At 62.6% G+C, this 13838-nt stretch carries 14 protein-coding genes; 10 read left to right on the plus strand and 4 right to left on the minus strand.

The features are described from left to right. Positions 1-17 precede the first annotated feature (17 nt). Positions 18-767, minus strand: a complete 750-nt coding sequence (locus J2Z31_RS03775; RefSeq protein WP_209600532.1) for a YoaK family protein — start codon at positions 765-767, stop codon at positions 18-20. A 387-nt stretch (positions 768-1154) separates the two neighbouring features. Between J2Z31_RS03775 and J2Z31_RS03780 the strand changes: the two genes are divergently transcribed. The 6 genes from J2Z31_RS03780 to J2Z31_RS03805 all read left to right on the plus strand — a co-directional run bounded on the left by J2Z31_RS03780 (position 1155) and on the right by J2Z31_RS03805 (position 8335). After that, complete coding sequence (locus J2Z31_RS03780; protein WP_328243163.1) at positions 1155-2912, plus strand: type I secretion system permease/ATPase; 1758 nt, start codon at positions 1155-1157, stop codon at positions 2910-2912. Then, positions 2909-4225, plus strand: a complete 1317-nt coding sequence (locus tag J2Z31_RS03785) for an HlyD family type I secretion periplasmic adaptor subunit (protein ID WP_209600534.1) — start codon at positions 2909-2911, stop codon at positions 4223-4225. Before J2Z31_RS03780 ends, J2Z31_RS03785 begins: the two co-directional genes overlap by 4 nt. A 215-nt stretch (positions 4226-4440) precedes the next feature. Continuing rightward, entirely contained in the window at positions 4441-4878 is a 438-nt protein-coding gene (locus tag J2Z31_RS03790; RefSeq protein ID WP_209600535.1) for a hypothetical protein, read from the plus strand. A 567-nt stretch (positions 4879-5445) separates the two neighbouring features. Beyond that, positions 5446-6009, plus strand: a complete 564-nt coding sequence (locus J2Z31_RS03795) for a methylated-DNA--[protein]-cysteine S-methyltransferase (protein WP_209600536.1) — start codon at positions 5446-5448, stop codon at positions 6007-6009. Positions 6010-6043: 34 nt separating this feature from the next. Continuing rightward, the gene (locus J2Z31_RS03800; RefSeq protein WP_209600537.1) at positions 6044-7267 is read left to right on the plus strand and encodes an adenylate/guanylate cyclase domain-containing protein; all 1224 of its coding nucleotides are present in this window, start codon (positions 6044-6046) and stop codon (positions 7265-7267) included. 231 nt (positions 7268-7498) lie between these two features. Continuing rightward, complete coding sequence (locus tag J2Z31_RS03805) at positions 7499-8335, plus strand: fumarylacetoacetate hydrolase family protein (RefSeq protein WP_209600538.1); 837 nt, start codon at positions 7499-7501, stop codon at positions 8333-8335. Positions 8336-8414: 79 nt separating this feature from the next. Here J2Z31_RS03805 and J2Z31_RS03810 read toward each other — a convergent pair whose 3' ends face one another. Next, a complete protein-coding gene (locus J2Z31_RS03810) occupies positions 8415-9326 on the minus strand; it encodes a DMT family transporter (RefSeq protein ID WP_209601056.1) in 912 nt (303 codons plus the stop codon). Positions 9327-9352: 26 nt separating this feature from the next. On the opposite strand from J2Z31_RS03810, the gene J2Z31_RS03815 reads away from it, so the two are divergent. From J2Z31_RS03815 to J2Z31_RS03825, 3 genes are all read left to right on the plus strand, one after another. After that, entirely contained in the window at positions 9353-9553 is a 201-nt protein-coding gene (locus tag J2Z31_RS03815) for a hypothetical protein (RefSeq protein ID WP_209600539.1), read from the plus strand. A gap of 145 nt (positions 9554-9698) precedes the next feature. Continuing rightward, entirely contained in the window at positions 9699-10160 is a 462-nt protein-coding gene (locus J2Z31_RS03820) for a YbhB/YbcL family Raf kinase inhibitor-like protein (RefSeq protein WP_209600540.1), read from the plus strand. A 136-nt stretch (positions 10161-10296) separates the two neighbouring features. Continuing rightward, positions 10297-11361, plus strand: a complete 1065-nt coding sequence (locus J2Z31_RS03825) for an ATP-dependent DNA ligase (protein ID WP_209600541.1) — start codon at positions 10297-10299, stop codon at positions 11359-11361. Here the strand turns inward: J2Z31_RS03825 and J2Z31_RS03830 are convergent. Continuing rightward, positions 11355-11930 carry a DNA-3-methyladenine glycosylase gene (locus J2Z31_RS03830; RefSeq protein ID WP_209600542.1) on the minus strand — a complete coding sequence of 192 codons (576 nt, stop codon included), beginning with the start codon at positions 11928-11930 and terminating at the stop codon, positions 11355-11357. The genes J2Z31_RS03825 and J2Z31_RS03830 overlap by 7 nt on opposite strands. 242 nt (positions 11931-12172) lie before the next feature. On the opposite strand from J2Z31_RS03830, the gene J2Z31_RS03835 reads away from it, so the two are divergent. Beyond that, positions 12173-13486 (plus strand): DUF763 domain-containing protein, encoded by a 1314-nt coding sequence (locus J2Z31_RS03835; protein ID WP_234939237.1) that lies wholly within the window; start codon positions 12173-12175, stop codon positions 13484-13486. A 12-nt stretch (positions 13487-13498) separates the two neighbouring features. Here the strand turns inward: J2Z31_RS03835 and J2Z31_RS03840 are convergent, their stop codons facing one another. Beyond that, entirely contained in the window at positions 13499-13774 is a 276-nt protein-coding gene (locus J2Z31_RS03840) for a hypothetical protein (RefSeq protein WP_209600543.1), read from the minus strand. Positions 13775-13838 lie beyond the last annotated feature (64 nt).

Raw genomic sequence — 13838 nt, forward strand, 5'->3', positions numbered from 1 at the left:
TGTAGTTCCCGAAAGAGTCACCGGCGCAAGGCTGCCCGAACGTCCTCGACCACCGGCAAGCTGGCGATGGCCACCAGTGGAACCGCGAGGAAGAGTGCCGCGGCGACGCCACATGCGTCGAAGACGATCGCGCCACAAACCCCACCCACGAGAAAGAGCGCAATCAGCGACGCCAAAAGCCGCAGCTTGTTGCGATCGGCGCGCACGGGCACCCTGTCGTTACCCGTTTGGCTGCGGTTCCAGTAGAGAAGTTTGCCGATTTCGATGCCGGCATCGGTGACGAGGCCGGTTACGTGTGTCGTTCGGATCCGGGCTCCGGAGAGTTTCGTGATGATGGCGTTCTGGAGACCCATGATGAAGCAGAGCAGCATCACGGTCGCCGGCACCGCGACCTCTTCGCGCAATTCGATGAGGGCGCCGATTGCCGCGAAGCCAGCGAGCAGTAGCGCTTCGACCAGCAGGGGGAGCGCGTATTCCGCCAGCAATTCAAGGCGCCGCCCCCAATTGATGAGGATAGCCGACGTGGCCGCGCCGGCAACAAAAGAGAAAAGTGCGCCAAGGCAGGCGGCAACCAGCGCGACATTGCCGAGCGCGATGTTGTCGGCGATCGCTGAGACGATGCCCGACATGTGCGACGTATACTGATGGACGGCCATGAACCCCCCAGCATTCGCAGCACCCGCGACAAATGTGAGATAAAAGGCAAGGTGCCGGTCGGTCGCTTCGCTGCGCTCCTTCGATGTGAGATTCGTCAGATATTGTTTCATGGGGCGATCGGTGACGTCCGGAAGTAACAGAGTGGCAAGGGAAAATATTGTACGGGTCAAAGGGCGCCCCGCTGTTCACCGTGTATTCGGCATGATTGTAATAATTTCGCAACCGCCGACGGCAAAGCTCTGCGAAAAAACTGCGGGCCTGACGGAGGGGACAGTCAAGGTGGGAGTTGAAGCGGCTTCCGGTAGGTAACGGCTGAAATTTCAAATTGACCAATGTTTCCCGGGGAACAACTCTTCCTTGCGGCGCTTGAAAAGGATAAGCGGTGAAGATTCGAGCAGTGAGACACGAAAACATGGAAGAACACTCCTACTCTCAGTCGCCCCGGTACCGAAGCCCTCCCGCAAGCGCCATGCATGTCGACGGGGAGACGTCAACCTGTGCCTGAACTTTCGAGAACATCGAACGGGCGGAACATCGACCCCGCTTCCGCGCTGCGCGATTGCCGGACCGCCTTCATCGGCGTGGGGATCGCCAGCGCGCTCGTCAATATTCTCTATCTCACCGGCTCGTTCTTCATGCTGGAGGTTTACGACCGGGTCCTGCCGAGCCGCAGCATTCCGTCGCTGGTTGCGCTGAGCCTGCTTGCCTTGCTGCTCTATGCCTTCCAGGGGGCTTTCGAACTGATCCGCGGCCGCATGCTGGTGCGCATTGCCGGCGCGCTCGACGAGAGCCTCAGCGGACGCATCTACCGGGCGCTCGTGAAGGCACCGCTGAAGCTGCGGATGCAGGGCGACGGCCTTCAGGCGCTCCGCGATTTCGATCAGGTTCGGTCATTCCTGTCGGGTGCCGGGCCGACGGCGCTGTTCGATCTGCCCTGGCTGCCATTCTACGTGGCCATCTGCTTTCTGTTCCACCCGGTCATCGGCTTCGTCGCGATCGGCGGCGGACTGGTGCTGTCGCTCCTGACCTATCTCACCAATCGCAACACCCAGGCGCCTGCCAGGAAGGCATCGGAAGCGGGAGGCCAGCGCAATGCCTTCGCCCAGGCCTCACAGCGCAATGCGGAGGTGGTCCAGGCAATGGGCATGACCGGACGCCTGACGCGCCTTTGGGAAAGCCGCAATGCGGAGTTTCGTGATCAGAACAGGCGCACGTCAGACATCGGCAATGGCTACGGTGCCCTATCGAAGGTCTTTCGCATGGCTTTGCAATCCGGCGTGCTTGCGGCAGGCGCAGTCCTCGTCATCGAAGGCGAGGCTTCGCCGGGGATCATCATCGCCGGTTCAATCCTGACGGCGCGGGCGCTTGCCCCGGTCGAACTCGCGATCGGCAATTGGCGCGGCTTCGTTTCGGCGCGTCAGAGCTGGCAGCGCCTCAAGGAGCTGCTCAAGGTTCTCCCGGAAGCCGAGTCGCCTCTGGCGCTGCCGAGTCCCCGCGAAAGTTTAAGCGTCGAAGGACTGGCGAGCGGGCCGCCGGCAGCGCAGCGGCTGATCTTCGCGGACATCAGTTTCACCGTGAGAGCCGGGAGCGCGCTCGGCGTCATTGGCCCAAGCGGTTCCGGCAAGTCGTCGCTGGCGCGCGCGCTCATCGGTGTCTGGCCTGCCTATCGCGGTTCGGTGCGCCTTGATGGCGCGGCGCTCGACCAATGGGACAGCGACGCGCTCGGCAGTCATATCGGCTACCTGCCGCAGGATGTCGAGCTTTTCGCCGGAACGGTGGCGCAGAATATCTCCCGCTTTGCCGGGGACGCGACGCCGGAAGCGGTCGTCGCTGCCGCCAAGGCGGCTCAAGTCAACGATCTGATCCTCCGCCTCCCGAGCGGCTACGACACAGAGATCGGAGAGGGTGGTGCTGCCCTCTCGGCTGGCCAGCGCCAGCGTGTCGCACTTGCGCGAGCCCTTTACGGCGATCCATTCCTCGTTGTCCTGGACGAGCCGAACTCGAACCTCGACGCCGAAGGCGAGCAGGCCTTGAGCGAAGCGATCATGAATGTGCGCGCTCGCGGCGGCATCGTCGTCGTTATTGCCCATAGGCCGAGTGCGCTCGCCAGTGCCGACCTCGTCTTGATGATGAATGAGGGACGCATGCAGGCTTTCGGCCCGAAGGAAGAGGTGTTGAACAAAGTGCTTCGGCCGCAGCCCGTGAGAGCGCCGGCTCTGACGATCGGAGCGGAGGGGCAGGAGGCGGCACAATGACCGAGAGCAGCAAACAAGAGCCAAGCGCTCGGCGTTCGCTCGGCCGCCACATGATGGGCGTCTCAGTGCTCGCCTTGGCCCTCGTGGCCGGAGTCGGCGGTTGGGCCGCGACGACGGAGCTGTCGAGCGCGATCGTCGCCGGCGGAGTCGTCGTGGTGGATGACAACGTCAAGAAGGTCCAGCACCTGACCGGCGGCATCGTCGGCGAACTCAAGGTCAAGGAGGGTGACCGGGTCGAAGCAGGCCAGGTTCTGATCCGGCTCGACGGCACCACCGTCCGTGCCAACCTCGCGATCGTCGAAAGCACGCTGGCCCAGCTTTATGCCCGAAGGGCGCGGCTTCAAGCAGAGCGGATCGGCGCGCCCGCCTTGGAGATCGATGAAAATCTCGCGAGTTTTGTTTCCGGCACCGCCGCGGCGAAACTCATTGACGGTGAAAAGAAGCTTTTTGCGAACCGCCGCTCCGCGCTCACCGGGATGAAGAGCCAGCTCGCATCGAGAAAGGCCCAGCTTGCCGACGAGATCGAAGGTCTTACGGTGCAGTTGAAGGCGATCAAGGATGCGCTGACGCTGATCGATCAGGAACTGGCGGGCGTCAATTCCCTCTATGGGCGGGGCCTGGTTCCGATGCAGCGCCTAACGACCTTGAAACGGCAGCGGGCGGAACTCGAGGGCGATCGCGGAAGGCATATTGCCGCCCGTGCACAGGCGCGCGGCAAATCCAGCGAAATCGATCTGCAAATCCTGCAGCTCGACGAAGACCGGCGCTCCGAGGTCTCCAAGGAGCTCACCGATGTCGAGGCGAAGATCGCCGAATATGAGGAGCGTCGCACCGCCACGACCGACCAATTGCGCCGGCTCGACATCACCGCGCCATTGTCCGGCCGCGTCTACCAGCTCGCTATCCATACGGTGAACGGCGTCATCAATCCCGGCGAGACCTTGATGCTGGTCGTTCCTGAGGCGGATGACCTGACCGTGGAAGCGAGGGTTGCCCCACACGACATCGACCAGATCCATGTCGGCCAGCCCGTCGAGATCCGTTTTAGCGCTTTCAACCAGCGCACCACGCCCGAAGTCGAGGCGGAGGTGGTGACCGTTGCGCCCGACCTCGTCACCGATGAACGCAGCGGCACCAGCTATTATCCGTTGCGCATCCGACCGAAGCCGGAAAGCCTTGCCAAGCTTACCGGCCTCTCGCTCTATCCAGGGATGCCCGCGGAGGTTTTCATCAAGATCGCTGACCGTACGGTCATTTCCTATCTGGCGAAGCCGCTGACCGATCAGATGCGCCACGCGTTTCGGGAAGACTGAGACCCTGGTTCGCCGCCACTCTGGCACTCCGGGCCGCGATCGCCGCTGCCGGAAGCTCCTGTTCGGAGGCGTCTTGATGCCGTTACGCGCAGAATCCTGCCAGATTTGGGGTGCCGAGCCACTTTCGTGATTGGACTTCGAGGCCAGTTGGAGTCACGCTTGGTAGGCCTATGAGGCAGAAGGGGGACCAACTATCGTCAGTGTAGGAGGTCACAATGAAGCACCATGCAATCGACGAACTGCAGATCGTCGCTGAGGTAAAACAGGACTTTCCGCGCCGCGCTTTGACGCGCAGCGAGCGCCTGGAACGGTGGGCGGAGCTCCTGGAACGGAATCCTCAGAGGCGGCTTTCGACGTTGCACGAAACCGAGTATCAGCCGGCGCGCGTACGCGCGACCATGCGCGGTGACGGCACGCCGATCTCCGTCGCATTCGAGGATCCGGTCCTTCGGACGGCCGGGCTGGAGAATGACAGCTACGGTGAGGCGAAGCGGTTCTTCGAGCTGAGCGACGAGCAATTGCACAAGGTCATCTGCTACTGCCATTTCGGTGCGACAGTCAGCGCATCGACGGCAGCGCGTCACATCCGTGCGATGCTTGTCGAGAAGCAGCCGGGCTTGTTTGCTCGCCTGCGCCAGATTTTCCTCGGCTAAAGGCAGGCGGACATATAGGAGAGTGCTCGAAGCGGTGAGGCAGCCCGCGAGGGATCGTCGCAAGCGATTCCTCCGAGCTACCCTCCCGCTGCGTGGCGGTTCGCGCGAGAACCGCCAGGGCGTTGCGCCCGGTAGGGTCGTGGGATCGGCTCTGACCTCGCAGCGGAGCTTTGATACTCTGCCGGTGCGTTAGCGGGGGAGGCACTTCGTCGCTACAGCGCCCTGTGTCCTTCGACGCAGGTGGTTGCGGTGGCGGCGAAGTGCGGCGCGCTGAGGGGCGGGCCAACTTCGCCGATTCGGCGAGCTCTGATATCGTTGCATGTCGGTGCATGCCGATTTCAACTATTGCGTCGACCTTTGCGACCGACAAACTTCGTAGGCGCAGAGGGGTCATCCGTTCAGGTAGCCGCGCGCCCGATCTGGCGCGCGGCGGCTCGTCTGCCCCCTGGCACGTTACTGCTCGCCAGCGGGCGGCGCCTTGGTGCATAGCCTGACATCGAAATCGGGTTGATTTCGATAGCCGGCCGCACGATTTTCATGTCATGTGGAACTGCGGAGGCTAGTGTGATGCGGCAGGCAGTGCACCCTTACCATATCTTCGGAACCGCAGCCGGTTTCTGCGGCATCGCCTGGAGCAACTCCGGGATCACGCGTTTCCAACTGCCGACAAAGAGCGCGGATGCGACGGAACGGCTGTTGCGGCGGCGCCTTACATACGCTGAACCGGAGATCCCCCCGCCTCGAGTGGAGGAGGTAATCGCAGCCGTGCGCCGCTATTTCGAGGGCAATGAAACGGATTTCTCCGCATTTGAGCTCGACCTCGCCGGGCAGGACACCTTCTTCAGGCAGGTCTATGCCGCTGCTCGAAAAGTCCCTTGGGGGCACACGACCACCTACGGCGCGCTCGCAAAGAGCCTCGGCGCCGGCCCGGAAGCCGCACGCGACGTCGGCCAGGCGATGGCCAGGAATCCGGTCGCACTGATCATCCCCTGCCACCGCGTGCTTGCCGCCGGAGGCAAGATCGGCGGCTTCTCAGCCCCGGGCGGCTCGTCTACCAAGCTGCGCATGCTCGAAATGGAAGGCGTTTGCATCGGACCGCCGGAGCCTGCCCAGCAATCCTTGGCTTTTTGAAGCTACGCAAAAGGTGCAGTAGCCGGAGGGCGCAATGCAATCTGAAGGACTGTTGATTTCGACCAGCGACGGCGAGCGGGCATGGCCGGCCCGTCAGCGGAAACTGCTCGGCTGGCTGGTGAACGAAACACGCGGCGAACGCTTCATCGACAATATCCTCGTCGAGATGTGCGAGAAGCTGTCGCGGGAGGGTGTACCGGTTGCTCGCGCCACGCTCCATTTCCGGATTCACCATCCGCAATGGATCGGCGCGCGTATCCTTTGGCGAAAGGGCCTGTCGGAAGCTGAGATCGATACCTACGAACACGGCACCGAAGAATCGTCGCAATATTTGAACAGCCCCCTCTACGAGATCTATAATGGAGCACCCGAGGTGCGGTGCCATCTCGACAATGCCTCCGCCGACGGCCCCGACTATCCGCTCTACGACGATCTCAGGGCTGAGGGGCTCACCGATTACATCGCCTGGCCGCTCGAACACACGCTCGGCAAAAGGCACGTCGTTACATTCTCCAGTGACAGGCCTGGCGGTTTCGGCGATGACGATGTCGAGCTTCTTGCGGATCTGCTGCCCACGCTTGCACTTGTGAGCGAGATAAGGCTGAAGAACCGACTCGCCCGAACGCTTCTCGAAACCTATGTCGGGCCGCATGCAAGCGAACAGATCCTGGCAGGCGCGACGAAGCGCGGTACCGGGGTGACGGTGGGCGCCGCCATCCTGATCTGCGACCTTCGCGACTTCACGCGGCTATCGGACCTATGGCCCCGCGATGACGTGATCGAACTGTTGAACGGCTATTTCGATGCGATGTCGGAGCCGATCGAGCGGCATGGTGGGGAAATACTGAAGTTCATGGGCGACGGGCTTCTGGCGATCTTCCCCCTCAGCGATCCGTGTGCCTGCAACAATCTGCTCGGTGCCATCGCAGAAGCGCAGACCGCGCTCGCCAAGCTCAATGAGGAGAACCTCCGCAGGGGCCACGGTCCGCTCGGCTACGGAATCGGCGTTCATGTCGGTGACGTGATGTACGGCAACATCGGTTCGCGCAAACGACTCGATTTCACCGTCATAGGGCCGGCCGTCAATATCGCCTCACGGCTTGAAAGCCTTACCAAGGAACTCAAGCGTCCCGTGCTGCTTTCGCGAGCCTTCGTGGAAAAGGCGGGATGCGCCGCACAACTGGAAAGGCTTGGCTTCTATCCCTTGAGAGGGCTTGAGGAGCCGATCGAGATATTTTCTTTCTCCGGCAGAAAGTAGCAGCGTCGCCGCTTCGGTGAACACTTGCGAGGAGCGGTGGCATTATAGCGCGCGCCCGCCAGTTAGGATGCGCAAAGGTGCGAATTGTCCGAATCCCGGTTCCGGTCTTCGGGCCGATTCCGCAGTTCGGATTGCGCATCTTTCCCTTTCGTTTTTCAAAACCGCTTTACATCCTCGGCGCCGTTTGATTTGTCAGCTGCAGTCATTCGTCACGATTGCCGGAGGAGCAGAATGAAATTGTTGCGTTATGGGCCCGAGGGGCTGGAGAAGCCGGGCGTCCTGGACGCTGACGGCCGGATTCGCGATCTCTCCGGCGTGATCGCCGATATTGCGGGCCCTGCAATCGCCGACTTCGCCTGGGCGCGCGGTCTCGACATCGATAGCCTGCCGGTGGTCGATGGTTCGCCGCGGCTCGGCGCCTGCGTCGCCGGCACCGGCAAGTTCATCTGCATCGGCCTCAACTATGCGGATCACGCCGCCGAATCCGGTCTCGAGGTTCCTCCGGAACCGGTAATATTCATGAAGGCAACCTCGGCCATCACCGGCCCGAACGACGATGTCATCATTCCACGCGGCTCGGTCGCCACCGACTGGGAGGTCGAACTTGGCGTGGTAATCGGAAAGAAGGCGAAATACGTGACGCAGGCGGAAGCGATGGATCATGTCGCCGGCTACTGCGTCATCAACGATGTCTCCGAGCGCGACTTCCAGACGAAGCGCTCCGGCCAGTGGACCAAGGGGAAGTCCTGCGATTCCTTCGGACCGATCGGGCCGTGGCTCGTTACGCGCGACGAAATCGGCAATCCGCAGAGCCTGAGGATGTGGCTGGCGGTCAATGGCGCGACCAAGCAGAACGGCACAACCGAGACCATGGTCTATGGCGTCTCCTATCTCGTCAGCTATCTTTCGCAGTTCATGACGTTGCACCCCGGCGACGTCATCTCAACCGGCACGCCGCCCGGCGTCGGTCTTGGTTTCAAGCCGCCGCAATATCTCAAGGCCGGCGACGTGATCGAACTCGGCATCGAAGGGCTCGGAACGCAGAAGCAGGTAGTGGTCGCGGACTGATCGTCGCGGGTGGGGATTGCCGCACCCCACCCCCTCCTCACAAGGGCGAGTGGCTTCCCGGGCGTTGCCCTTTTTTCGCCTAACCTTTAAGCCGCCCCTGTCGTTTTAGCTGCTGTTCCCGGAAGAAGATGAACAGCCCGGAGGCGACGATGAGGCCGGCGCCCAGTACCATCGACAGGCGAGGCACATCGCCGAAGATCAGCCAGCCGAAGATAATTGCCCAAAACAGCAGCGTATATTGGAGAGGCGCGACCGTCGCCGCGTCGGCGTATTTCAGGGCGCGATTGACGAGCACGTGGGCGATCATCGCAACGACGCCGAGAAGCGCGAGCAGCGCCGTGTCGAGCGGCTTGAGCGGCGTCCAGTCGAAAGGCGCCCAAAAGAGGCCCGCAAGCGCGGCGCCGACGATCTGCCAGAAAGCGAGCGTCGTATCGGGCGTGCCGCGCAAGGAGCGTCCGGAAACCATCATGAAGGCGAAAAACATGCTGCCGAGAATGGAGATCAGCGCAGGCAGCGTGAACGCCTGCGACGAGGGCTCGAGCGCGATGACGACTCCGACGAAGCCGATGGCGATTGCCGTCCACCGCCGCCAGCCGACATGCTCCTTGAGCACCAGCGGTGAGACTGCCGCGACATAGATCGGCGCGGCCAGCCAATAGGTCATGACGTCGGCCAGCGGCAGGGTGACGACGGCAAAATAGAAGGCGAAGACCTCCGCCGTCGAGGCGGTGACCCGGGCAATCTGGAGCCCTGGCCGCTCGACGGCGACGAGCCCCTTCAGGCCGCTCAGCCACAGGAAAGGGGCGAGTATCAGGCCCGCGGCAATGCTGCGGATCAAGACCACCTGGCCCACCGAATAGGTGGCCACCAGCCATTTGCCCATCACGTCGTTCAGCGAGAACATCAGCATGCCGATCAGCATGATGAGAACGCCGGAGCGTGCGGCAGCAGATGCGTGCGAAGCGGAAACGGGTGCGGTGCCGACGGCCATGGCTGGGTCCTCGTGAGCTCCTGCCATTGGCACATTCCGGCGCTGTGATCCATGCATCGTTTTTGATCAATTCATCAGCGTCGCAAATGAAAGCCCTGTGGACGGGCTCATACGCGCTCACCGCCTTGGCTTGGTGGTTTTGCGGCCATGTCGCTGCCGCAGGCCTTCAGAAGAATGCGGCCGGGCGCGTGATCGGTCTTGAGCATCTGTTCATCAAGCCTATGTGATGCGTTGCTGGCATTCCTTGAGGGAGATCCAAGCTGGGGCGCCGTGGATCACCCTCTCGGGAGCCGTGCCGGCCATTGGGGCAATACTCAATGGCAATCGACCCGTCCGCTCGTTTCACTTGGTCCACATGAAAGGAGACCGGCGATGACCTTTAGTTTGATCAGCCCTGCATTCGCAGATGGCCAGCCCATTCCCAAAAAGCACACGCGCTTCGACGAAAACCTTTTCCCGCCCCTGAAATGGACGGGGACGCCGACGGGTACCCAGAGCTTCGCCCTGCTCGTCGAGGACCCGGACGCGGTAAGCGGGCTTTTTCGCCATTGCGCCATTATCAACATTCCCGGCGACCGGACCGAACTTCCGCAATCGGTCGACACCGGGCCCGAGCACGCCATCAAGTTCATCAAGAACGATTTCGGCAACGCGCGCTATGACGGCCCGCAGCCTCCGCCGGGAACCGGCGTTCACCACTACAGGTTCAGGTTGGCGGCGCTCGATGTCGGCAATCTCTCCATCCCGGAGGAGGTCGGGGCTGCGGAAGCCTGGAAGCGGGCGAGCAAGCATCTGGTCGAGGAAGCCGTGCTCGTCGGCACCTATGAGCGCTGACGCGCCTGCAGAAGCCGATTTTCAAGACTGCATGGAACCAACACAACCAGGCTGCGGTTTCCTTGGCCATTTCACTTGAACAAGGCATGCTCCCGCGTGTGAGGTCAAGGTGAATGGTACGACCCAGGAGTGGACGATGGCGCCGCTTGTCCAGGGAAAACGAGGCGGTCCACGACGCCCGAGCGAAGGAGGGACGCGGGCCGGCAATGGATTTGAACTGCCGGTCAGCACGGCGCCGATGGAGGCGCGCAGCGCTGCGGAGCTTCCAACCGACGGCGGTTGGCAGTACGAGCCCAAGTGGGACGGCTTCCGCTGCCTGGCCTTCAAATCCGGGGAGGAAGTCGATCTCCGTGCGAAATCCGGCAAGCCGCTTAGCCGCTTCTTTCCGGAGATCGTCGCCTTGCTGCGACAATTGCCGGCCCCACAATTCGTCGTCGACGGTGAACTGGTCATCGAGGTCGATGGGCGTCTTTCCTTCGACGCGCTGCAGATGCGGCTGCATCCGGCGGCGAGCCGCGTCGAGAAATTGTCACGAGAGACGCCCGCCCATTTCATACTCTTCGACATGCTTGTTGGGGTGGATGGCACGAACCTGACTGAGAAGTCTCTCCTCGAACGGAGAGGCGCCCTCGAGGCCTTCGTCGCTGCAAACGCGGTCGCGCGGCTCGAGCTCTCACCCTACACGCTCGACCGGCATGAGGCCGAGCGCTGGCTTGCCTCCTCTGCGGGCGCCACCGACGGTGTCGTCGCCAAGCGCCGAGCGGGCCCCTATGAATGCGGCGAACGGGCGATGATAAAGGTCAAGCGGCTGAAGACGGCCGATTGCGTCGTCGGTGGCTTCCGTTACGAAAGCAACAGCAGCGAAGTCGGCTCGCTCTTGCTCGGCCTCTACGACGAGGACGGCATGCTGAACCATGTGGGCTTCACGGCGACCATTTCGGACAAGGAGCGGCCGGCATTGACGCGCCGGCTCGAGGCGATGCGGGAGCCGCCAGGCTTCACGGGCAAAGCGCCCGGCGGGCCCAGCCGCTGGAGCAGCGAACGGAGCGGCGAGTGGGAGCCGGTCCGCCCGGAACTCGTCGTCGAGGTCAGATTCGATCACGTCAGCAGCCGACGCTTTCGTCACGGTACCAAGCTGATGCGCTGGCGACCGGACAAGGATCCGCGCCAATGCACCTACGCTCAGATAGAGCCTCATTGAGGCTCGTCCGCTGCATGGGTCGGAAACTTCCGGCTGAGATGGGGCGAATTCATGAGGCCGAAGCGCCATGGGTGCTCCACTGCCTTGGAGATGCCGATGCGAGTCCCGGCAGCGAGCGATGGTCGCTCCATCGGCAATCGCAATTGAAACGGCTCCTTCCCGAGCGGCAGACCATCATGCTCTTTGTGGATCGCCAGCGCCTGGCCGACCCGCCCCGGGCCGGAGCACAACAGCCGTTCGCGGGAGACGCCCCGTCTTTCGCGCATCGTCCCGATGCCCCATCGCGGCTCGATCGCACGGATGAGGACCGCACTCCCGGGCAGGCAGACGAAGTTCAGACACCAGTGTAGGCCATAGGATAGGTACACGTAGACATGCGCCGGCGGACCGAACATGGCGCGGTTGCGATTTGTGGCGCCGGCAAAACTGTGCGACGCCGCGTCGTCCGGCAGATAGGCTTCCGTTTCGACGATCGAGCCGCCGACGCCAGCGACCGTGAACTCGGCACCGATAAGATCGGCGGCGACAGCGACGGCATCGCGTGAGAAGAAGCTTTCGTCCCAATCCAAACGACCAGATCCTTCTGCCTAAATCGGCTCCCTGCATGTCTCCTTAGATCGATCTCGGTTTAAGACAATTCAACGTGCTACAGCGACCTTTGCGTGTCTGATAAGACGCGCGGCGCTGTAATAGCCGCATCCGCGGTTCCCGCCAACGTTGCGGCGATATTTCACACCGCAGCCATGGAGAACTTTCGGCCAATATCCGAAAGATGTAGTGTGTGGCATGCGGGGAGAAAGGGCCTAATTTGATGGCGCAGAGATCGGGCAATGCGGATCTGCCGCTGCATGGCGGGCGGGTGCCGAGATGGCTTGGCGACCGCATGACGAGGCTCGGCGCTCTTATTGGCGAGGCGATCGTTCATCACTACGGGCGCGACGAGTTCCTGCGACGGCTTGCTCACCCGTTCTGGTTTCAATCCTTCGGTGCGGTGATGGGGATGGACTGGCATTCCTCAGGCATCACCACCAGTGTGATCGGTGCGTTGAAGCGCGGCCTGACGCCGCGCGCGGGCGAACTCGGCATTCACGTTTGCGGTGGCCGCGGTCAGCATTCCCGCAAAACGCCAGGCGAACTCCTCGCGATTGGCGATCGCATCGGTTTCGACGGCGGCACGCTCGCGGAGGCGAGCCGCCTCGTCGCCAAGGTCGACAGCGCCGCCGTGCAGGACGGCTTCGACCTCTATCTCCATGGCTTCATCGTCACCGACGACGCCAAATGGGTCGTCGTCCAGCAGGGCATGAACGGTGACCGGCGGCAAGCGCGCCGCTATCACTGGCTGTCGGAAGGGCTGGAGAGCTTCGTCGATTCGCCGCATGCGGCGATCGAGGGCCGAGAGCAGGGCGCAATCATCAACCTGGCGGACCGACGCGCCGCCGCCTCCCGGGCTGGCCAGCTCGATCTATTGACTTCGCTGGGGCCCGACCGGCTCATTCGCGAGGTGGCAACGATCGAATCGATGGGGGCCGCCCGAACGGCCGAAGCACAGCCGATGTTGCCGCATCTCGTCATGCCATCACATCACGATGTGCGCGAAAGCGACGTCAATCTCAGGCGCCTTCATGGCAACCTCGCCGCTGCAGCCGAGCGCGGCCCGCAGGATTTCGAGGATTTGCTTTTGGTTCCCGGCGTTGGCGCGCGCACGATCAAGGCGCTGGCCATGGTTGCCGAGGTCGTCCATGGCGCACCGTGTCGCTTCTCCGACCCTGCCCGGTTTTCGCTCGCCCACGGCGGCAAGGACCGACATCCCTTTCCGGTGCCGCTCAAGGTCTATGACGAAACCATCAATGTGATGAAATCAGCAGTGCGGAAGGGCAGGCTCGGACGGGATGAAGAGCTCGCCGCCCTGAAGCGGCTCGATGACCAGTCACGGCGGCTTGAACGCTATGCCACCGGGCCGGACCTCAAGGAAATCGTCGCCGGAGAATTCAGGGATTCAGCACGCTTCGGCGGGCGCAGCGTGTTCGGCTGGGAAGTGAGCCTCGGAGCGGAAGAAGGGCACCGCACCATCGCCGATCCCGGCAGTGGCGACAGCAGGAGTAATCGCCGCAATGGGACAGACTGACGAGGCAAACGGCTATCCCGCGGACAGCAGGCGCTCGATCTCCGCGAGGCGGGCGTTCAGACGCTGGATCTCGCCTCTCTTCGCAGTGACGAAATCCGAAGCGAGCCGGGCGCCTGGTACTGTTCCGCTGTGGGCGTTCGGCTCGGCCGCGATCGCATCGATTTCGACCTCGAGGGCGGCGACGCTCCGGCGCAAATCTTCGAGCTGGGCATCGACCGCGCTGGCGCCTTCGTTTGGATCGAAGGTGCGCGCCGTGACCGATGATGGCGCTTTTGCATACCTGTTCATGACGGGACTCCCAAGGAGGCTGTAACTTCGGTTGGCGACACTTGTTCCCACCGCGGAACTTCCT

The organism is Sinorhizobium kostiense, from assembly GCF_017874595.1.
Lineage (GTDB): Bacteria > Pseudomonadota > Alphaproteobacteria > Rhizobiales > Rhizobiaceae > Sinorhizobium > Sinorhizobium kostiense.

Excerpts from the sequence above, each read along its gene's own strand:
- J2Z31_RS03840 (WP_209600543.1), bottom strand. The coding sequence starts at position 13,774 with ATGAACAGGTATGCAAAAGCGCCATCATCGGTCACGGCGCGCACCTTC.
- J2Z31_RS03810 (WP_209601056.1), bottom strand. The coding sequence starts at position 9,326 with ATGGCCGTCGGCACCGCACCCGTTTCCGCTTCGCACGCATCTGCTGCC.
- J2Z31_RS03800 (WP_209600537.1), top strand. The coding sequence starts at position 6,044 with ATGCAATCTGAAGGACTGTTGATTTCGACCAGCGACGGCGAGCGGGCA.
- J2Z31_RS03795 (WP_209600536.1), top strand. The coding sequence starts at position 5,446 with ATGCGGCAGGCAGTGCACCCTTACCATATCTTCGGAACCGCAGCCGGT.
- J2Z31_RS03820 (WP_209600540.1), top strand. The coding sequence starts at position 9,699 with ATGACCTTTAGTTTGATCAGCCCTGCATTCGCAGATGGCCAGCCCATT.
- J2Z31_RS03790 (WP_209600535.1), top strand. The coding sequence starts at position 4,441 with ATGAAGCACCATGCAATCGACGAACTGCAGATCGTCGCTGAGGTAAAA.
- J2Z31_RS03785 (WP_209600534.1), top strand. The coding sequence starts at position 2,909 with ATGACCGAGAGCAGCAAACAAGAGCCAAGCGCTCGGCGTTCGCTCGGC.
- J2Z31_RS03775 (WP_209600532.1), bottom strand. The coding sequence starts at position 767 with ATGAAACAATATCTGACGAATCTCACATCGAAGGAGCGCAGCGAAGCG.
- J2Z31_RS03835 (WP_234939237.1), top strand. The coding sequence starts at position 12,173 with ATGGCGCAGAGATCGGGCAATGCGGATCTGCCGCTGCATGGCGGGCGG.
- J2Z31_RS03805 (WP_209600538.1), top strand. The coding sequence starts at position 7,499 with ATGAAATTGTTGCGTTATGGGCCCGAGGGGCTGGAGAAGCCGGGCGTC.
- J2Z31_RS03825 (WP_209600541.1), top strand. The coding sequence starts at position 10,297 with ATGGCGCCGCTTGTCCAGGGAAAACGAGGCGGTCCACGACGCCCGAGC.